This is a genomic window from Nitrosococcus oceani ATCC 19707 (assembly GCF_000012805.1).
In the GTDB taxonomy this organism is placed as follows: Bacteria; Pseudomonadota; Gammaproteobacteria; order Nitrosococcales; family Nitrosococcaceae; genus Nitrosococcus; species Nitrosococcus oceani.
The window spans coordinates 1,153,766-1,173,182 of the sequence record NC_007484.1 but is presented as its reverse complement, the minus strand read 5'-3'; the positions used below and the strand labels follow the sequence as shown (position 1 = coordinate 1,173,182).

Annotated in this window: 18 protein-coding genes; 15 read left to right on the top strand and 3 right to left on the bottom strand. The window is 49.3% G+C overall.

Going from position 1 to position 19,417, the window contains the following annotated elements; all coding sequences use genetic code 11:
• Positions 1-167 precede the first annotated feature (167 nt).
• The 3 genes from NOC_RS05785 to NOC_RS05775 all read right to left on the bottom strand — a co-directional run bounded on the left by NOC_RS05785 (position 168) and on the right by NOC_RS05775 (position 6,352).
• Positions 168-572 carry a hypothetical protein gene (locus NOC_RS05785; protein WP_002810414.1) on the bottom strand — a complete coding sequence of 135 codons (405 nt, stop codon included), beginning with the start codon at positions 570-572 and terminating at the stop codon, positions 168-170.
• A gap of 45 nt (positions 573-617) precedes the next feature.
• Positions 618-4,007 carry a tetratricopeptide repeat protein gene (locus tag NOC_RS05780; RefSeq protein ID WP_002810207.1) on the bottom strand — a complete coding sequence of 1,130 codons (3,390 nt, stop codon included), beginning with the start codon at positions 4,005-4,007 and terminating at the stop codon, positions 618-620.
• Positions 4,008-4,117: 110 nt separating this feature from the next.
• Positions 4,118-6,352, bottom strand: a complete 2,235-nt coding sequence (locus NOC_RS05775; protein ID WP_002809799.1) for a CHASE2 domain-containing protein — start codon at positions 6,350-6,352, stop codon at positions 4,118-4,120.
• 116 nt (positions 6,353-6,468) lie between these two features.
• Between NOC_RS05775 and NOC_RS05770 the strand changes: the two genes are divergently transcribed.
• From NOC_RS05770 to argC, 15 genes are all read left to right on the top strand, one after another.
• On the top strand, positions 6,469-7,113 hold the full coding sequence (locus NOC_RS05770; protein ID WP_002809877.1) for a Crp/Fnr family transcriptional regulator: 645 nt from the start codon (positions 6,469-6,471) through the stop codon (positions 7,111-7,113).
• Positions 7,114-7,206: 93 nt separating this feature from the next.
• Positions 7,207-7,680, top strand: coding sequence for a pentapeptide repeat-containing protein (locus tag NOC_RS05765; protein ID WP_002810186.1), 474 nt, complete (start codon positions 7,207-7,209; stop codon positions 7,678-7,680).
• Positions 7,681-7,770: 90 nt separating this feature from the next.
• The gene (locus NOC_RS05760) at positions 7,771-8,241 is read left to right on the top strand and encodes a Spy/CpxP family protein refolding chaperone (protein WP_002809228.1); all 471 of its coding nucleotides are present in this window, start codon (positions 7,771-7,773) and stop codon (positions 8,239-8,241) included.
• Positions 8,242-8,328: 87 nt separating this feature from the next.
• Positions 8,329-9,093, top strand: coding sequence for a class I SAM-dependent methyltransferase (locus NOC_RS05755; RefSeq protein WP_002809432.1), 765 nt, complete (start codon positions 8,329-8,331; stop codon positions 9,091-9,093).
• A gap of 69 nt (positions 9,094-9,162) precedes the next feature.
• A complete protein-coding gene (locus NOC_RS05750; protein WP_002808706.1) occupies positions 9,163-9,624 on the top strand; it encodes a DUF4389 domain-containing protein in 462 nt (153 codons plus the stop codon).
• Positions 9,625-9,666: 42 nt separating this feature from the next.
• A complete protein-coding gene (gene cutA / locus NOC_RS05745; RefSeq protein ID WP_002811756.1) occupies positions 9,667-10,008 on the top strand; it encodes a divalent-cation tolerance protein CutA in 342 nt (113 codons plus the stop codon).
• A complete protein-coding gene (dsbD, locus tag NOC_RS05740; RefSeq protein ID WP_002809046.1) occupies positions 10,005-11,885 on the top strand; it encodes a protein-disulfide reductase DsbD in 1,881 nt (626 codons plus the stop codon). Before cutA ends, dsbD begins: the two co-directional genes overlap by 4 nt.
• A gap of 2 nt (positions 11,886-11,887) precedes the next feature.
• Positions 11,888-12,409: a TlpA family protein disulfide reductase gene (locus NOC_RS05735; protein WP_002809176.1), complete on the top strand. Its 522-nt coding sequence runs from the start codon at positions 11,888-11,890 to the stop codon at positions 12,407-12,409.
• 260 nt (positions 12,410-12,669) lie between these two features.
• Positions 12,670-13,113, top strand: coding sequence for a type II 3-dehydroquinate dehydratase (gene aroQ / locus NOC_RS05730; protein WP_002811229.1), 444 nt, complete (start codon positions 12,670-12,672; stop codon positions 13,111-13,113).
• 51 nt (positions 13,114-13,164) lie between these two features.
• Positions 13,165-13,620, top strand: coding sequence for an acetyl-CoA carboxylase biotin carboxyl carrier protein (gene accB / locus NOC_RS05725; RefSeq protein WP_002810858.1), 456 nt, complete (start codon positions 13,165-13,167; stop codon positions 13,618-13,620).
• A gap of 4 nt (positions 13,621-13,624) precedes the next feature.
• A complete protein-coding gene (gene accC / locus NOC_RS05720) occupies positions 13,625-14,965 on the top strand; it encodes an acetyl-CoA carboxylase biotin carboxylase subunit (protein ID WP_002809693.1) in 1,341 nt (446 codons plus the stop codon).
• Positions 14,966-14,982: 17 nt separating this feature from the next.
• Positions 14,983-15,861: a 50S ribosomal protein L11 methyltransferase gene (prmA, locus tag NOC_RS05715; RefSeq protein WP_002808908.1), complete on the top strand. Its 879-nt coding sequence runs from the start codon at positions 14,983-14,985 to the stop codon at positions 15,859-15,861.
• 399 nt (positions 15,862-16,260) lie between these two features.
• Positions 16,261-16,587: a DNA-binding transcriptional regulator Fis gene (gene fis, locus NOC_RS05710; RefSeq protein WP_011330547.1), complete on the top strand. Its 327-nt coding sequence runs from the start codon at positions 16,261-16,263 to the stop codon at positions 16,585-16,587.
• A gap of 69 nt (positions 16,588-16,656) precedes the next feature.
• Positions 16,657-18,225 (top strand): bifunctional phosphoribosylaminoimidazolecarboxamide formyltransferase/IMP cyclohydrolase, encoded by a 1,569-nt coding sequence (gene purH / locus NOC_RS05705; protein WP_002811435.1) that lies wholly within the window; start codon positions 16,657-16,659, stop codon positions 18,223-18,225.
• A 160-nt stretch (positions 18,226-18,385) separates the two neighbouring features.
• Positions 18,386-19,417 carry an N-acetyl-gamma-glutamyl-phosphate reductase gene (argC, locus tag NOC_RS05700; RefSeq protein ID WP_002810861.1) on the top strand — a complete coding sequence of 344 codons (1,032 nt, stop codon included), beginning with the start codon at positions 18,386-18,388 and terminating at the stop codon, positions 19,415-19,417.

Sequence of the window (19,417 nt, the reverse complement as noted above, 5' to 3'; positions counted from 1 at the left end):
TGGACATATCCAGGAGAATAAGTTGCGGCTTAGTCAGGTAAAGCGAGGGCTCCCCAAGTGACCCTCTTGTATGGTAAGGCGGGATGCGCTCCACTTTCCCGCCTACACTATGCAAGATTTTCCTGAGCCCCCCTACCTGCTATTACAATCCCAATAACCTTTACTTACTATAAGTTACATGGTCCAATAATACGGGTTACTTGGCGAGTACTCTCATCATAATCAACCTCAATACATGTGATCTGGTTATCGAGATCGATCCATACCTGCACCGGGCTGCCACTTGTTTCCATGATCGATAAACTTTTCAATACCCTCACTGTACTAACCTTAACAGGAAAGGGGTTAGCGGTTGGAGGCACAATTTTACCATCGGGTGTAGTGATTATAAACTCACCATCTACCGTAAAGGTAATATTCACCACCGCATTTTTTACAGAGCCATCTGGGTTTATTTCAATCGTTGGGGTATCATTGCACCTCGCTAAGGTAAATAAAAATATAACGAGCAATAATAAAAGTCCGGCGACCAGGGGTTTCTCTCTCAAGAAATTAGATAAAGTTTCTTTCATGGCTACCTTTTTCCTTTCTATGAACCGCTCAGTACGATCTGTATTTTAGAATGCCAAAGTCAATTGTGTGTACAAAAATCGCTCCGGAAAAAACAATGGCATATTTGGATCCATGTCTTGATATTTAAATCTCTCATTAAATAAATTTTTTGAGCCTACTCTAATAATTCCAAATCTTTTCGGCAATCTATAGTTCAAGCTCATATCAACAACGATAAACCCGCTCTGATCATTAAATATATCATCCGAATTACGTCTTTGGAAAAATCCGGATTGATTAACATAGGTGGCCTTGAGGTTAGCCGAAAAACCTAAAGGATGAAAAAAACTTAAGCCTACTGGAACCCGATGTGTTGCCACATCAACAATTCCAGTCCGTAACGGATTAGAGCGCCGGTCAAAACGCTCAAAAAAATATTCGATACTTGCCGCAAAATTAGAATTTGGCGTTAGATAAAAATAGGTTCGTGATGTCTTTTCTTTCCAATTAACGAATTGCGCCTTTGAACCTTGGGAGATAAGTACCGGAACATCTAATTTTCGTTCTGAATACTCAACTCCTCCATAAAAATATTTAGAAAAAACATGATCAACCGCAGCCCCGTAACGCCAAGCATCGGTCCCATTTACATCATCGAAAAATTGATTAAAACCAGCAACCTGTGTCTGCTCAATAGTCTGATTAGCAGTTCTTGTGGTACTCATGCTTCTAAACCCTGCCAGCCGAAGAGTCGTTGAAGAATGCAGCATCCAAATTAGACCGAATTTTGGGTTCACTTGAGTTTTATCGAGTTGACCTCTTATTTCCAAAGAATCTATGCTTAACCCCAGTATTGCAGTTAACTTATCAAAAGCACGGATCTGAGAATAATTATAAATGTTAACTTTTCTTATATCTGGGTGGGTAATAACTTCAGTCAAAGGCGGTTTATTCTCAGGAAAAGTGACATTTTGAATAACATCATTGTTAATATGACCGAAACCAGAAATTACCGTGGCTTTTTCATTAGTATAGAAATGTTGTAATTCGCCTATAAATCCATTTCTATTAATCGTAGCTTCTGTAGGAATCAGAATTTCTGTTTCTAACGGGCCAAGTGGGGTAGGAATGGAAATGGTTCTTTGGGTTTGTGTTTTTTGCTTAACATTAACGTTTTGATAACTTAATGAAGCTATAATCTGCGAGTTAGGCGAAAAAGCATGCCGCGCTCCTAATCTGTATGTGTTGACACGACTGGTTTCGCGAAGAACTTTGGAAAAATTTGGATCAAATCTAAGAGCTAAATCTCCTTGTATGCGCTCATCATGTCTAAATTCCGCTTGCAAGTTTGTATTAGGAGATAAAGCCCCTTGAGTAAATACATTATAAGTGTTTCGCGCAAAGTCGCTATTTTCCCGAAATCCGTCCGTTTCAGAATGAAACTGTCCCACACTATAAGAGAAATTTTTCCACAGCCCCGACTGAGTCACCTCATCACCCAAGGTATCATTGCTGCCAAAAACACCGGATGCCTGCAAGGCTAGGCGATTGCGCGTGAACAATGGGTTAAACTCATTAAACGCAAGCCCTGAAGGACCGGCACCTTCTAAAAGAAGCAGATTACTTTCTGCCAAGCTTGGCTGCACGGGCGTGAGGTTAAGCGGTTGCAAAAGTTGGGATTGCAATAACTCACTTACCCTGGCAATTTCATGCCTTGGTAATGCCGCATAGTTGTCCGCCAATAGCCGATGGGCGGAGTAGTTGCTGGGATCAGTGTTAACCGATTTCCATCCCTCCAATAGGCCCCGTTGCTGAAAGCCCAAATCGTTGTAAATGCGTCCGAGACTCGCACTTCTTGCGGCCAGATCTTGGTCCATAAGTAATCGCGAGCGGTACACCGCCCGGTTATCATTCAGTTCAATGGCCTTTTGCATGTCATGCAAGGCTTCCACCGGCCTATTCGTCGTTTGCTTGCGAATGGCGTCGTAGAACCAGGGGGTGGGATCGTTAGGATCGAGTTCCTTGGCTATCGCCAGCTCCGTTGCGGCCGCCTCTCCCCGTTTCTGGTCGTAATAGGCTTTGCCGAGATAACTTCTAATCAGCGAATTATTGGGGTCCAGGCTGGCGGCAATTTCGATTTCCTCAGTGCCTGCCTTGAGATCCCCCTGGCGGATTTTGGCCAGTCCCAACCCAAGGCGGGAGAGGGGATCGGCGGGGTCCAGTTCAATGGCCCGCTGAAAACTCGCTTTGGCTTCCTCAATATCAATGGCCGTCAACTCGGCAAAGCCCCGCACGGTTTGGGTCCGAGCTAAATCCGGGTCGAGGGCTACCGCCTGTTGGGCGGCTTTGGCGGCTCCATCCAAATCACCCAGGGAGAGTTGTAATTCCGCTACCCTCGCCCAGGCAAGGGCCTCGCCAGGGAAAAGCTCGGTAGCCTGCTGGGCATGTTGTAACGCTTGCTCGATATTAAACCTTCCCTGATAAACATAGGACAGGGCGATTTGAGGAATGGAGGACTGGGGATCGAGCTTAGCCCCCTGCCGGGCCAACCGAAGGGCGTCCTCTTTTCGGTTCTGCGCCAGGGCGATGATGGCTTGCAGGGCATAAGCGGTTCCGTGGTCGGGATCGAGCTGCAAAGCACGCTGAATGTTGGGGCGGGCTTCATCGATGCGCCCCACCACTAGGAGCAAGGCCGCCTGCAAAGTGAAATAGCTGGCCTCTCGCGCTCCAATCGGAACCTGTTCCAAGCGGCCCAGGGCGGTGAGCAAATCCCCATCCCGATAGGCCCGCAACGCCACGTGAATTCCTTGGGCTTCTGGACCGCTTGGATAAACGCTGGGACGCAGATCAATGAGCGGCGGATAATAGAGCGCCCATTGCACTGCTTCCCGGGGTTGGATCACCAGCCGCCGCCGCGGCGCTTGGCCGGCCTCGGCCACCGCCGCCTCGCCGCTGGTGACGGTGAGCTGGCCAGTAGGATTGTGAAAAAGGACCCGCCCCTCGAAGACCCAGAGCAAGGCTTTTTCCGGTTCTACCCGAATCGCAAATTCAGTGCCTTCCACCGCCGCATTCACAAAGGGCGTTTTGACTTCCAGCCGATGGGGAAAACGGCTGATTAAGTGGATAGCGCCCTTCAGGAGTTCAAACCAGGAAGGCTTGTTAGGTTCAATGCCTGAAAAAGTCACTAGGGTACCCCCATCCAGGTGCAGGAGAGTATTATCTTGAAGCTGCACCAAGGCACGACTATAAGCCTCGATGCGAATCCTGTCTCCGGCGCAAAATTTCTCTCGCAACCCCACCGATCGCCAACGCCTTTCGTCCACTGGAGTGACCTCCACCCGCCCCTGGAGGGAAACAATTTGCGCCACCGGCGAGGCGCAACGCTCATCCGCCCCTACCCAGGAAAACCCAAAAACAAAAAGCGCTATCCCTAGCACAGAAAATCTTAAGCGCATACCGGCTCTCTCCTCTCTTAGGAGAACCCTACTTTTTTATAGCTTTATTAATTTATAAATAGTCTACATAAGAGATCTCTTCCAGCTTTTTTCAGTAGGCCCGGCGGTGACTATCTGCCTTGACCAAAATTATGGCGTTCTTCCACATTGCTCAGATTAATAATGCCATTCCAAGAAACAGGCGGGGGGGTTCGAGCATAATATTTAGATAATTGTAAGTAAAAAAGGGAAGGACCATCGTTACCGTAGCGTGCCAATAACGCCTTAAAAGCCTCTAGAGCCTCCAGCCAACGGCGGCGCTGAAACACTTGGAGAGCCCTGTCGAATTGCTTACAGTAACGCCGTAAAGACTCCTTCACCTCTTCTGCACGGCCTATTAATTCATAAATCGCTAAAGGCTGTTGTCTGCCTTTTACGCAAAATTCCCCTAGCTCTCGGGTAAAAATACTTTCTAGTCCCACAACGACTTCGTGGGAAACCAATACGCGGGTTCCAAGAAGCTTATTTAAATTCTCAATCCTACTGGCCGTATTAACCACATCTCCAACCGCTCGGTATTCGAGATGCTCGCTAGAGCCTACGCTACCAATGACTATCTTGCCGTAATGGAGTCCGATCCGTGTAGGTAGGGGGGCTTCGGGGGTACAACGGTTAAATTCCGCAACAGCCTTCTCAATATCAAGGGCTGCTAAACAGGCTTGCTCCCTAATGTCCTCTTTGCTAATAAGATCCGCCCAGATAGCCATTATCGCATCACCTTTGATATCAGCGATAAATCCTCCCCGGTACTTGACGGGTTCAAAAATACTTCGGAAATAGCGATTAAGAAGCGGGCGCAGCCGCTCAAGGTCAAATCGTTCTGCAAGCGCAGTATATTGCTGAACGTCGGTGGCAAGACAAATGCCGTTGGCAATTTGTGGCGGTGGCGATTCAGAGTGCCATTTCCACCACCGCCAAAACCACGCCGGGAGATAAGGCTTAATCACCGTCTCCATCATTAAATACCGCCAGAACAAGGCTCCCAGCAATCCTAATGGCAACTGCCAGAGTAAAGGCGCGGTTACAGGCAGCCATAGCCCGTTACCCGTAAACAAGTGATGGGCTACGCTCATATAGCCCATGCCTAAAACCGCCGCGCTAGGAAGCAGGGCATAAATAGGTAAGTAAAGGAAAAAAAATCCTATCCCTGCTCCCCATAACAGAATAATGAGGTAATGGAGGGGAAGGGGCAAAGGGGTCACGCTTCGCTGTTCCAAAAGATTGGCAAAGGCCGTTGCCGCAATCTCTACTCCGCTGATATCCAAGCCATCGGGCTGGGAATACACGGTGTAAAACCCGTCCTTCTGCTCAGGTTGAAATTGCTCGCTAAAACCGACAAAAACGGCTTTGCCCTTAAATGAAACAGGCAAAGGAGCACCGCCATTCTCTTTTAGTAACTGGTAATAAGGGAAGGTGACAATACTATGAGGCGGGCCATAAAAATCAAGAAAAAAGCTTTCTTCCTGGCTCAAGCCCCGGATCAAAGCGGCAACAATTGATTGCCCCTGAAAACGACTCAGGGCTTCAGGACTCTGTAAGCGGGCCAATAGACTTTGTGGCAGTTGAGCATCCCCCTGAAACCATTCTCGCAGATGCCTAGCAAGCGCTATCAATGCAGGTTGGCTTGGAACGGACCGCCAGTCGTTTTTTAACCACCGAATTTTCTCGGGGGTCACCTCCTTGAGTAAACGGAATAAATCTCCATAATAGGGGCGTGCATAAACCTGCAAGGCGGCAACGGGCAGTGTGGGTACGCCAAATTTAAAAAGCCAGGCTTGGCTTACCCTAGCGGGCACTTTCGGGAGTGGAAAAGGCGCTAATGTAACAGCAGCGCTGGCAAATTCGGGAACAGGGGGGACCCGCTCCTCGATTTCAATCTCTGCTTGCCTGCCTCCTATCGCAACCCATTTCCGGTGTTTTTTTAAATATTCGAAGAGCACCACATTACCCGCTTTCCGGATGGCCTCCGCAAAAAGGCGATCCTGGACAGGATCGCGTGGCTCATCGAAAATGATATCAAAAGCAATCACCGCAGCGCCTTCCTGAACAAGGCGCTGCACCAGGTGGGCATGAAGTTCCCGCGGCCATTTATCCGGCTCATTGGGCAGACCAAGCCAATCCGAGGACTCCCTGTCAATGGTGACAATAACAACCTCTTCCGGGGCGGCACGGGAACCCCGCAGTTCGAAAAGCCAAGCCAGTCCTAGCTCAACCTCAAGGCGACCCAGAGGAGGTACCATCGTTGCCAGAAAGCCGACCCATGCCGTGAGCAATCCTAGCATGATGGCCTTAGCTAGCCTTGGCATGAATCTTTCCCCTGTTAGGGATAGGGTTATCGCCTATAATTCTATACAGTAGTTTGTAGGAAGGAATATTTCTATCTGAACTACGACGGCTGGGTACCCCGGCAGGATGACATACAATGCCTTTAAACATACTATCCCCGATAGCGTTTTCTCCAGAGGATCTGGAGTTGCTTCGCGGTTGCGGCGTTACTAGAACTTACCCGAAGTATACAATCTTGATTCACGAAGGAGATCTCAGCGATTCCCTGTATATCATTTTAAGCGGTAAGGTGAAAGTGTATATCAGCGATGAGGGTGGCAAAGAAGTCATTCTCCGGACTCAAAAAGCAGGAGAGTATTTTGGAGAACTGGCGTTGCTTGATAAAGGACCTCGTTCAGCCTCGGTAATGACCCTTGATAAATCCCGCTTGTCGGTGGTTTCAAAAACTATTTTTAACCGCTGCCTTACCGAGCATCCCGATTTTGCGCTTAAGCTTCTTTGCGCTTTAACTCAGCGAGTTCGCTCCCTGACCGAAAACGTAAAAAATTTAGCATTACTTGATGTCTACGGCCGAGTAGCCCGCACTCTTCTAGACCTTGCCATTGAAAAAGGAGGTAAACTAATTATCGAAGAGCGTCCTACCCATCAAGAGATTGCACAGAGAGTAGGAGCTTCCCGGGAAATGGTTAGCCGCATTATGGGAGATCTTGCCACTGGTGGCTATATTGAAGTTACCTCCAAAACCATTATTATCCCCCATCGCTTGCCCTCTGCCTGGTGATAAGTCAAGCGCTATGGCTCAAACCAAAACCAGCCAACAAGAAAGCGCGAATTTTATTTATTTTTAAACCAGAAACCACTAAACGCTAGGATAATGTCGATACCACCTAACGAAGAAACGCTTCATCTTCATAAAAACGAACTCAGAGATATCCTTACAGCTCATCAACAGTGGCTACAATCTGGGGGGAAAGAAGGCCAGCAGGCTAATCTGGATGGCATTATCCTCCGAGGGGCCGATCTGAAAGGCGTAAATCTCCAACGCGCCAACCTGACCTTGGCCTGCCTAGAGCAGGTCAATCTGGAAAATGCAAATCTTCAAGAGTGTACCCTTATTCTCGCTAGCCTTAAGGGGGCCAATTTGATCAACGCTAAACTTCGGGGAGCTAATCTTGATAGCTCCAAGTTACAGGCAGCCGACCTGCGGGGCGCCGACCTCTCCGCTGCCAACCTGGAATGGACTGACCTGTCCCATGCCAACCTTTATAAGACTAACCTCCGTGGCGCTAAACTCGGTAATGCCAATCTTAAGGGAACTAAAGGCCTTGCAGACAAGTCACTTGGCTAGGTAGCAGGGAAAGCAGGTTGGTACTCAAATGCACTGCTGCTCTATTCGATAAAGAATCTTTATATTCCCCCTAATTTTTGGAGGTCTTAGATGAAAAAAGCACTACTAACCGTTTCTGTCCTCATGTTCGCCTTTACCTTCCCTGCTCTCTCCTTGGCCGGAGGAGACGATGATCACGGGAAGCATCGTGGACACCATGGAAAACACCACTCAGGATATGCCCACACGGTGCTCTCTAAAGCCGAAGAATTAAATCTCTCCGATAATCAATTAGGCACCATCATGCGGAGCCACCTAGACCATCAAAAAGTCCAAAAGGCTCTCATGAAAAAGATGCACCACAGCATGGCTGAAGCCTATAAAGGATTGATGAATCCGGCTACTGAAGAAGATGCCCTACGTGCCGTGGCCAAAAAACACAATGAGATATTCAATAAGCTGGTAGAAAATGCCTTGGAAGAGCGCAGTGAAGTTAACAACGTGTTGACTGAAGAGCAGAAAAATAAACTAATCTCCATGAAAAAGAAGCATGAAGACGAAGATGACGAGGATGACGACTGACCGATAAGATCCTATAAATACAGGAAAAACTCCGCTTAGAGGCGGGGTTTTTCCTCCAGGCTCCCACTAAATCACCCGTCACTAGACTTGCAAAACGCTGGTATTGCTTTTGACAGCCTAGAGCAGCTAAACGCTGCCCGCCAGTTAGCCTGCCGGCTGGGTCTCCCTCTGCTTACGCCTCCCCTGAACCTGGGCCGGCCCACTATAACTCTGGTCCTGAGTGCCCAGCGTCTGGAACTCCACCACCCTGAGCTAGGAGCCCCTCTCTTTGTAGACTTCGTCAAGGGAGCCATGGGCTACCGCCGTCGCCAGGGCGAAGGACGCAAGCAGCCACTGGCGCGCGCTATCGGCCTCAAGGGGAACGTCTGTCCCGATGTGCTGGATGCTACCGCTGGCCTGGGGCGGGACGCCTTTGTCCTCGCTATGCTAGGTTGTCCCGTGCGTTTAATAGAACAATCGCCCGTCATCGGAGCATTGCTAGAAGATGGTCTGGCACGCGCCCGGAAAACCCCTGAAACGGCCCCCATCATCGCTCAAATGACATTAATGCAAGCGAACGCCGTAGATTGGATGGGTACCCTCAACGCCCAGGACTTTCCGGACGTTGTCTACCTCGATCCCATGTATCCTGAACGCACTAAAAGCGCCCTGGTCAAGAAGGAAATGCGCCTACTGCGTATCCTGGCAGGTAAAGATGAGAATGCCCCTCTACTCCTCGAAGTGGCCCTGGAATGCGCGCGGCAACGGGTAGTTGTCAAGCGTCCCCGGCCAGGAGTTTTCCTGGCGGGAGTAAAACCAGATTTTTCAATTGAGAGCAAAACCACCCGATTTGATATTTATCTTACTCACTAGGCATTCAAATTGTTATATCATAACAAGCAGCTAAAATACCTGTAAATGAGATAAATTGGAGACTTTTTGATGACAAATAAAGAAGATAGCAATTTTACCCAAAACTTAAAAAACCCAGCTTTCTGGAAACGCTTCCTCTTCATGATGCTATTCGCCGTGGCCTATACCCTTGCCGAGTTTGCAGTCTGGGCGGCAGTTATATTCCTCATCTTCTATAACCTGATTACTGGCGGTAGCAATGAACGGGCCGTCACCTTTGGCAGGCAAGTATCCGCCTATATCTATCACTTGTTGCTATATTTAACCTACAATACCGAGGAACGGCCGTTTCCATTTACCGATTGGCCCAGACCAGAAAATATGCCCACAGGGCTAGGATATCCCCTTACTCCAAACGCAGGGGAAGCGACCACGGGAAGGAATCCCTCCCCTCAACCGCCGAATCCAACTACTGGAGCGGCTCAATCGGTACCAGAAACAACCGCGGCGAATCCCGCTTTTAGAAAAGAAGGATCTTCTCAAACGGAATAGCCGTCTCTCTTATGTTCGCACAGCCCTGGAAAAATATACGCCATGTCTAGCTCCAACGATGAGGATTATCAGCTTATCTTTTGCACCTGTCCCGACCAAGAGACGGCAGAAAAACTTGCGGCCCGACTGGTGGAGAAACGGCACGCCGCTTGCGTAAATATTGTCCCGGGACTGACATCAGTGTACCGTTGGCAGGGAAAAATCGAAACGGACAGTGAATGTTTGCTATTAATAAAATCCCGTGCTACTCATTACTCGGCACTGGAACGGCTCATAGAGGAACAGCATCCCTATGAACTTCCAGAAATTATTGCGGTCCCTATCGGCAGGGGCCTGGATGGCTATTTGCATTGGATAGATAAAGAGTTACGCCAATTATCATGAGAATATTCCTTGCTTTGGCTTTAATGCTACTCGGCAATACTTCAGCTACTGCGGGCCTGCTAGACCGGCTGGGGCTCGGGGAAGCGGAAAAACCTCCGCTGCTGAAAGTTGACCAGGCTTTTATCTACAATGCCGCAGTAGAAGACGGCAACACCATTATAGCCCGGGTGAATATCGTCGAGGGCTATTATCTGTACCGGGATAAATTCGCCTTCCAAATACTGGATACGCCGGAAGTTAAGGTATCCACGGCGAAACTACCGCCTGGCAAGGTCAAAGAGGATCCATTTTTCGGTACCACGGAGGTTTATGAAGGCAAAACCGAACTCCAAATTCCCATTAAGCTGAACCGGCAAGGCACGACGCCCGAGACGGTCATCCTAGAGGCATCCCTGCAAGGATGCTCCGAAATTCACGGAATCTGCTATCCCCCCGCTACGCAGAGGATTAGCCTGGAACTACCTTCGCCTTCCATTGATGAAGCGGGCTCCATAGAAGCAGATTCTGGTCTAACCCCGGAACAATCTCCCGCTATTGCCCTATCTACTCAAGACCGTATCGTTCAAACCCTGTTTAATGACCAGATCTGGCTTACCTTAGCCGCCTTCTTCGGCTTTGGATTATTATTGTCCTTCACACCCTGCGTCTTTCCTATGATCCCTATTTTGTCAGGGATTATCGTTGGTCAAGGCAAAAATATCACGACTTGGCGCAGCTTTATGCTGTCCCTTGCATATGTCCTCGCCATGGCGCTCACTTATACCGTGGCGGGCATTGTCGCCAGTTTGCTTGGAGAAAACCTGCAAGCTACCTTCCAGCATCCCGGCATTCTAATTGGCGCCAGCTTAATTTTTGTGCTGCTGGCTCTTTCTATGTTTGATTTGTATCACATCCAGCTACCTAGCCGTCTCCAGACACGGCTGCTTCGCCTCAGCCAGAAACAAAAAGGGGGCACGCTGCTAGGAGCGGGACTAATGGGCTTATTCTCGGCCCTTATTGTCGGCCCCTGTGTCGCCCCCCCCTTGGCAGGCGCCTTAATCTATATTGGCGAAAGCGGGGATGCCTTATTAGGCGGTTCGGCTCTATTTGCCTTAAGCATGGGGATGGGAACGCCTCTACTATTCCTCGGCGCTTCGGCGGGCAAACTTCTGCCCCATGTCGGTAGTTGGATGCAACCGATCAAGTATCTCTTTGGGGTCTTATTGCTCGCCGTGGCTATCTGGCTCCTCTCGCGCATCCTACCCCAGGCGATCATCATGCTCCTTTGGGGAGCACTGTTTATTATTGGCGCCGTCTATCTCGGTGCGTTGGAAGCGCTAGGGCCGGATACTACTGGCTGGAGCAGACTGTGGAAGGGAATGGGACTCATCTCCTTAGTTTATGGCACCTTGCTCATCATAGGCGCTGCGAGCGGCGGAGGCACGGAGTGGCAGCCCCTGCGAGGATTAACCGTAGCAAGATCAGCCAATACGCCAACCAGCACTGAAAGCCTAAATTTCCAGCCTGTAAAAGGCATCCAGGGACTCCAGCTTGCACTCCAAGGAGCGGGAGAGCGTTTGGTTATGCTAGACTTTTACGCTGATTGGTGCGTGGATTGTAAGCGAATGGAAGCCACTACCTTTAGCGATCCCACAGTGAAAAATGCGCTTCGCAATACCCTATTGTTACAAACTGATGTCACCGCCTACGACGACCAAGATAAGGCACTGCTTAATCAACTTTCTCTTTATGGTCCCCCCTCAATACTCTTTTTTGGGCCGGACGGAAGAGAACTTAGACAAGTTCGACTTATTGGCCAAGCCTCGCCGGAAGAGTTCTTGCGACACTTACAACAGGTAAACACTTTGCTAGCGCAGCAGACATCCAAGGGAGCATAGTCTTGAATAAAATTATCCGCTGGCCTTTAATCCTCACCGTGGCCCTATTAGCCGGAATTGGGGGATATATTCTATACCAAACGCAGCAAGATGATCGTCCTACTACGGGACCCATTCGGCCAGTGTTTAAACTTCCAGATGCCCATGGCACCGAGCATGATATCCGGGAGTGGGATGGCAAGGTAGTGGTTATCAATTTTTGGGCAACCTGGTGCCCACCGTGCCTAGAGGAGATTCCTGAGTTTATTGAGTTACAGCGTTCTCTGGGAGAGCAGGGACTCCAGTTTATCGGAGTAGCCATCGACAGGCCCGATAAAGTCAAGGCATTTATCAAGGAGTATGGCATTAACTATCCCATCCTCGTGAGCGAAGAAAAAGCCCCTAGGGTAGCTATGGATTACGGTAACGAACTGGATGTCGTTCCTTATACTGCCTTCATTAACCGAGCTGGCCAGATTGTCTATACTCACGCAGGGGTTTTAGATAAAGAGACCACAAAAAGCTTTATTTTACCATTGCTATAGTTACAGCCGCCCAGCATATTGTCTCTTCTCGGAACGACAATGTTGGGTAAGCCATAATTTTGAGCGGCTACCATTTTTAATCCCCCATTTCCAAATATCATAAGGGGTACGCGGCTTCATATTAATACCGCTAACCGCAAATCGCTAACATCTAGACATTTACCAGCAGAAAGTGCACAATTCGCAGCAGACTAATAGCCTACCTAGGTGGTAGAAAACCATTATGCATCGGCCTTGTTGATTTACTTACACCCAAAATCATGGCAAACCTATTGGTCATTCACGGTCCTAATCTTAATCTGCTCGGTACCCGAGAACCCAAATATTATGGCTCCATTACTTTAGAGGCTATTAATAGCAATTTAACGCATCAAGCGGCTCAAGCAGGCCATCATTTAACTTGCTTCCAGGCTAATGCGGAACATATTCTCATCGAGCAAATTCATAGCGCAGCTCATCAAGATATAGCGTTTATTATTATTAATCCGGCAGCTTTTACCCATACCAGTATCGCTCTGCGGGATGCCTTAGCGGCGGTGGCCATACCCTTTATCGAAGTGCACTTATCGAATGTCCATAGGCGGGAAGCATTTCGCCGTCATTCCTATTTTTCCGATATTGCCGAGGGGGTTATTAGTGGCTTGGGACCTACGGGCTACGAATTAGCTTTACAAGCGGTATTCGCCCGCCTCTTGCCTCCCTAAAGCCCATTCTATATAACTAACGATGTTTTTGCTGATTTAGACGAGACCTTTATGGACATAAGAAAGATTAAGAAGCTGATTGAGTTGCTAGAATCCTCTGGAGTCGCCGAGCTAGAAATTCGTGAAGGAGAAGAATCTGTCCGTATTTGCCGTCATAGCCAAGCTACGGCCATTTCCCCGGTAGTAGCGCCAACGCCGGCGCCGACCACGATCGCCTCTGAGCCTCCACCCCAAAAAGAGGCGGCCCAGAAAAAAGAAGAAGAAATTCCGTCCGGTCATATTATAAAATCCCCCATGGTCGGCACTTTTTACCGGTCTGCAACACCAGGGACAAAATCCTTTGTAGAAATTGAGCATCAGGTAACGGCAGGCGATGTGTTATGCATCATTGAGGCTATGAAAATGTTCAATCAAATCGAGGCTGATCAAGGGGGAACCATTGCCGCCATCCTCGTTGAGAATGGACAACCCGTGGAATATGGTCAACCCCTCTTCGTGATAAAGTAATCTCATGCTGGATAAGATTGTTATCGCCAATCGGGGCGAAATCGCCTTGCGTATCCTCCGGGCTTGCTGGGAATTAGGGCTCAAAACCGTAGCCATCCACTCTGAAGTGGATCGCGAACTCAAACATGTTCTACTAGCGGATGAGACGGTTTGTATCGGCCCTGCGGCATCTTCTCAAAGCTACTTGAATATTCCCGCCGTGATCAGCGCCGCTGAGATTACCGATGCCGTCGCCATTCACCCAGGTTACGGTTTTTTGTCCGAAAACGCCGACTTTGCTGAACGCGTTGAACAAAGCGGCTTCGTCTTTATCGGGCCGCGGCCTGAGACTATCCGTCTGATAGGCGATAAAGTCTCCGCTATTAAGGCCATGAAGTCCTCCGGCGTGCCATGCGTACCCGGCTCCGAAGGGCCCCTCGGAGAAGATGATGAGGAAAATATAGCCATTGCCAAGGAAATCGGCTATCCGGTCATGATTAAGGCTTCAGGGGGAGGGGGAGGCCGAGGAATGCGCGTTGTTCATTCTGAGGCGCATTTGCCCACCGCTATTTCCCTCACCCGGAGCGAAGCCAGCGCCGCCTTTGGCAATGACATGGTTTACATGGAAAAATATCTGGAAAATCCTCGTCATGTGGAATTCCAAGTTCTGGCCGACACCCACGGTCAAGCCATCTACCTCGGCGAGCGGGACTGTTCCATGCAGCGCCGTCACCAGAAAGTTGTTGAAGAGGCACCTGCCCCAGGCATTACCAATGAACAACGGCAACGCATGGGAGAAATCTGCACTGAAGCCTGCCGCAAGATGGGTTACCGAGGAGCAGGTACGTTTGAATTTCTCTATCAAGATGGCGAATTTTATTTCATTGAAATGAATACCCGAGTCCAGGTGGAACACCCTGTAACTGAAATGATCACCGGGATAGACATTGTCAAGGAGCAACTCCGTATTGCTGCCGGAGAGAAGCTCAGTTATCGCCAGGAAGATATCATGATCCACGGGCACGCCATCGAGTGCCGCATCAACGCCGAGGATCCCACTAATTTCATGCCCAGCCCAGGAACGGTGACAAGATATCATACGCCTGGTGGCCCGGGCGTCCGAATAGATTCCCACCTATACGCTGGTTATACTGTTCCCCCTCACTACGATTCTTTGATCGGCAAACTCATTACCCATGGGGAAACCCGGGAAGCAGCCATTGCGCGCATGCAAATTGCACTCACTGAACTGGTCATCGATGGCATTAAGTGTAATGCGCCACTCCATCAAAAAATCCTCGACAACACGCACTTCCGGGCTGGCGGCGCTAATATCCACTACCTAGAGCGAATGCTAGGATTATAGTCTCTGTTAGCTATTTGATGCCTTGGATTCAATTTCAGCTCGAGGTCAGTGCCGGGCAAGTTGAACGCTTGTCAGACCAATTAAGCGAAGCGGGAGCGGTAGCGGTTACGCTACTGGACGCAACCGATCAGCCGCTTTTCGAACCACCGCCGGGAGAGACCCCTTTGTGGTCCCGAACTCGGGTGAATGCCCTATTTCCAATGGCCTCTGATCCGGATACTTTGCTACAGGAGTTGAAACAGGACTGGGCTCCGGAGTCCTTCCCCTCCTACCGCTGGGAAATTTTGGCGGATCAAAACTGGGAACGGGCTTGGATGGACCACTTTAAGCCCCTACGCTTTGGCTCACAGCTTTGGGTTTGCCCGAGCTGGCTCCCTCCCCCCGAGCCGGAAGCAGTTAATCTCTTACTTGATCCGGGTCTTGCCTTCGGCACGGGCACACACCCAACCACCGCACTATGCTTGGAATGGCTAACCAATGCCAATCTCAACCAAGCTTGTATTATCGATTATGGCTGTGGTTCTGGCATCCTAGCCATTGCCGCTCTTAAACTGGGGGCCACTGCTGCTGTTGCAGTGGATCACGATCCCCAAGCCCTATTGGCTACCCAGGAAAATGCCACCCACAATGGGGTTATCTCTCAACTCCAAGTCTCATCGCCGTCTGAACTTATTGAAATAAAGGCGGACTTCTTGGTCGCAAATATCTTAGCGGAGCCTTTGCTAAGACTAGCTTCTCTCTTTGCTAGATTGACTTACCCTGGTGCTTACCTCATTTTATCAGGTATCACCTCCGATCAAATTCAACAAATCCTTCAAACCTATAATAATTGGTTTACCTTTAACACTCCTATGATCAAAGAAAATTGGGTTCTGCTGGCTGGACATCGGCGTTAGGTAAGAAGGCATATTGTCTTATTGTAAATCAAATGCTTTTATAGACTTCTTCTTTCTCTTCATGCTGTATAGGGTTTCGCGCAGCCACCATACAGATACAATACATATTGTAAGTATGTGATAAAGTCCCAGGCAGGTTAGATACCTGCAAGAAATACCGAGCAATTCACCATTTCTGGTATAATTTTCTTCAAGTAAGTAGGCCGAAAGGGCTAGCTAACTTTTTCGATACTATGCTTTAAAGATCCGCTCCGTAGCCCTCCCCCGGTAGATAAAAGTTTAAACCTTTATCCAACTCACTGCCGGAGGTATGATAGCTATCTCTCAGGTGATCCCTTTTAGTATTTGGAACTTGGCTGGCGGGCGGTAAGCCCGCCGGAATACAGGAAATTTCAACGAATGACGTTACAAGCCGAGAGTGGTGGCCACATGAGCGACGAGCCTGCACGAACAACTGAACGCAAACTGACCATCAACGAAGAACAGCGCAATTCACCCATTAGCGAGTGCCTCCGACAGGCACTTGATGAGTATTTCGATCGTCTGAATGGGCATGATCCCGCTGATCTCTATGAGATCGTGATGAAAGAGATTGAACCCCCCTTACTGCAAACCACCTTGAAGCATACCGGAGGTAATCAAACCAAAGCTGCTAAATTTCTTGGTATGAACCGCAGCACCCTTCGCAAAAAGCTAAGACAATATGGCATCAGCGCCATTGGCTAATATCATCCTGGAAGAGCGTATTGTTTTAAAACTTAGAAAGTCTAAACCAGAACCTTATCAATAAAACCCATGAAACCCATAGCCCGCGCCCTTATCAGTGTCTCCGACAAAACCGGCATCGTTCCCTTTGCACACCGGCTCCAGGCGCGGGGTGTCAAAATCTTATCCACTGGTGGCAGCGCCCAATTACTCCAAAAAAACAACATTGGAGCCACAGAAATATCCACCTATACCGGTTTCCCAGAAATGATGGGGGGACGCATTAAAACACTCCACCCCAAAATCCATGGAGGCATTCTAGGACGAAGGGAAACCGATGCCACCACTATGGCGGAATATAATATTGCCCCCATCGATCTGGTAGCCGTTAATCTTTATCCCTTCGAACAAACGGTGGCAAAACCAGATTGCGACTTGGCTACCGCTATCGAGAACATCGATATTGGCGGACCCACCCTGCTCCGAGCTGCGGCTAAAAACCATGCGGCGGTGACCGTAATCGTCGATCCAGACGACTACGAAAGAGTCCTCCGTGAAATGGAAGCAAACGGCGGAGCCCTCTCATCCTCTACCCGTTTTGAATTGGCGGTGAAAAGCTTTGAACACACTGCACGCTACGATGCCACCATCGCTAATTACCTAGGAGCGTTGACTCCAAATGGCGAAAAGAGCGCGTTTCCCCGCAGCTACAATATTCAATTTGCCAAAAAGCAAGAAATGCGTTACGGAGAGAATCCTCATCAGCGGGCGGCCTTCTATGTAGAACAACCCCCTCCAGCGGGAACCATTGCCACCGCCCAACAATTACAAGGCAAGACACTCTCCTTTAACAATATTGCGGATACAGATGCCGCTTTAGCATGTGTTAAAGCTTTTCGCGAGGCTCCTACCTGCGTCATCGTAAAACACGCCAATCCTTGTGGAGTGGCTACAGGAATAAACCTACAAGAAGCTTATGAACGAGCCTACGCCGCTGATCCAGTTTCCGCTTTTGGTGGCATTATTGCTTTCAACGAGCCGTTAGATCCAACTACTGCAAAAACCATCATCAAGCGCCAATTCGCCGAAGTGATTATTGCCCCTGCAGTAACAACAACGGCCCAAGAAATACTCACATCCAAACCTAATATACGAGTCTTGGCTTGTGGTGAATGGTCATCTCAAACTGCCGCCGGTTGGGACTATAAGCGAATTGTCGGCGGCTTACTACTCCAGGACCAGGATACCGATACAGTGCCTTTAGAGGCGCTTCAAACTGTTACGGAACGCTCCCCTACTCCCCAGGAATTAAAGGATCTCCTCTTTGCCTGGCAGGTGGTAAAATTCGTCAAATCCAATGCTATCGTCTATGCCAAGAATGGACGGACCATAGGCGTGGGCGCGGGGCAAACAAGCCGGGTGATGAGTAGTCAAATTGCGGAACTTAAAGCGAAAGAGGCAGGTTTTTCAACCCAAAATGCGGTCCTGGCCTCAGATGCTTTTTTTCCCTTTCGGGATGGCCTGGAAGCCGCTGCTAAAGCAGGAATCTGTGCTGTTATCCAGCCTGGGGGTTCCAGGCGGGATAAGGAAGTCATTGCCGCTGCAAATGAATGGGATATGGCAATGCTCTTTACTGGAATGCGCCATTTCCGCCACTAAACCCTAGCCCAATTATGAACCGACCCGCTCGGCAATAAAGCTATCATTAAAAACAAAAAAACCAATGGCCTAAATGATTTTCCTCTAATTAAGGCTTCCGCTCCCTCCAGTCAGCTTTTATGATGGTCTCTAATTATTTTTCAAATAAGGGCCAAAAATTATGATCAGAGCAGCTATCGTAGGTGGAACGGGATACACAGGCGTTGAACTACTACGTCTACTGGCCAATCATCCCAATGTTGAAATCGTAGCCATCACCTCACGCACTGAGGCAGGCAGGCCGGTGAGCAAGCTATTTCCAAACCTTCGAGGCTATTTGGATATTTGCTTTACAGAACCTGAGCCCGCCCAGCTAGCCGCCGAATGCGACGTAGTTTTCTTTGCAACTCCCCATGGAGTCGCCATGGATATGGTGCCCGCCCTGCTCGCACAAAATACTCGCGTCATTGATTTATCTGCCGATTTCCGCCTTGCTGATCCTACGATATGGGAGCAATGGTATGGCCGTCCTCACGCTGCACCCCATTTATTGGCTGAAGCGGTTTATGGACTCCCTGAAATCAATCGGGAAGCGATTCGCCAAGCTCGCCTAATCGCCTGTCCGGGCTGCTACCCCACTGCGGTCCAGCTTGGATTTCTCCCCTTGCTAGAGCATCAACTAGTTGACCCTAGCCGGCTTATCGCCGATGCGAAATCAGGCGCCAGCGGAGCAGGCCGCAAAGCAGCCTTAGGAACCCTCCTTTGCGAGGCAGGTGAAAATTTTAAAGCCTATAGCGTCAGCGGACACCGGCATCTACCTGAAATCATTCAAGGACTTCAATGGGCCAGCCGATCCTCCGTAGACTTGACCTTTGTTCCCCACCTTATCCCCATGATTCGGGGAATTCATGCAACCCTCTACGCCCAGCTTGAGCATGAGGTTGATCTCCAAGAACTTTATGAGCAACGTTATGCCCCGGAGCCCTTTGTGGATGTATTGCCGCCGGGAAGCCACCCAGAAACCCGCAGCGTCCGGGGAAACAATATGTGCCGCCTCGCTATCCACCGCCCATCGGCAGGCAACACTGTAATTGTGCTCTCAGTAACCGATAACCTAATAAAAGGCGCCTCCGGCCAGGCAATACAAAATATGAACCTTATGTTCGGTCAAGAAGAAACACGCGGGTTAATGCACATTGCTGTCATACCTTGA

Excerpts from the sequence above, each read along its gene's own strand:
- accC (WP_002809693.1), top strand. The coding sequence starts at position 13,625 with ATGCTGGATAAGATTGTTATCGCCAATCGGGGCGAAATCGCCTTGCGT.
- accB (WP_002810858.1), top strand. The coding sequence starts at position 13,165 with ATGGACATAAGAAAGATTAAGAAGCTGATTGAGTTGCTAGAATCCTCT.
- NOC_RS05750 (WP_002808706.1), top strand. The coding sequence starts at position 9,163 with ATGACAAATAAAGAAGATAGCAATTTTACCCAAAACTTAAAAAACCCA.
- cutA (WP_002811756.1), top strand. The coding sequence starts at position 9,667 with ATGTCTAGCTCCAACGATGAGGATTATCAGCTTATCTTTTGCACCTGT.
- NOC_RS05785 (WP_002810414.1), bottom strand. The coding sequence starts at position 572 with ATGAAAGAAACTTTATCTAATTTCTTGAGAGAGAAACCCCTGGTCGCC.
- fis (WP_011330547.1), top strand. The coding sequence starts at position 16,261 with ATGACGTTACAAGCCGAGAGTGGTGGCCACATGAGCGACGAGCCTGCA.
- purH (WP_002811435.1), top strand. The coding sequence starts at position 16,657 with ATGAAACCCATAGCCCGCGCCCTTATCAGTGTCTCCGACAAAACCGGC.
- argC (WP_002810861.1), top strand. The coding sequence starts at position 18,386 with ATGATCAGAGCAGCTATCGTAGGTGGAACGGGATACACAGGCGTTGAA.
- NOC_RS05775 (WP_002809799.1), bottom strand. The coding sequence starts at position 6,352 with ATGCCAAGGCTAGCTAAGGCCATCATGCTAGGATTGCTCACGGCATGG.
- dsbD (WP_002809046.1), top strand. The coding sequence starts at position 10,005 with ATGAGAATATTCCTTGCTTTGGCTTTAATGCTACTCGGCAATACTTCA.
- NOC_RS05760 (WP_002809228.1), top strand. The coding sequence starts at position 7,771 with ATGAAAAAAGCACTACTAACCGTTTCTGTCCTCATGTTCGCCTTTACC.
- NOC_RS05770 (WP_002809877.1), top strand. The coding sequence starts at position 6,469 with ATGCCTTTAAACATACTATCCCCGATAGCGTTTTCTCCAGAGGATCTG.
- aroQ (WP_002811229.1), top strand. The coding sequence starts at position 12,670 with ATGGCAAACCTATTGGTCATTCACGGTCCTAATCTTAATCTGCTCGGT.
- NOC_RS05765 (WP_002810186.1), top strand. The coding sequence starts at position 7,207 with ATGTCGATACCACCTAACGAAGAAACGCTTCATCTTCATAAAAACGAA.
- prmA (WP_002808908.1), top strand. The coding sequence starts at position 14,983 with ATGCCTTGGATTCAATTTCAGCTCGAGGTCAGTGCCGGGCAAGTTGAA.
- NOC_RS05780 (WP_002810207.1), bottom strand. The coding sequence starts at position 4,007 with ATGCGCTTAAGATTTTCTGTGCTAGGGATAGCGCTTTTTGTTTTTGGG.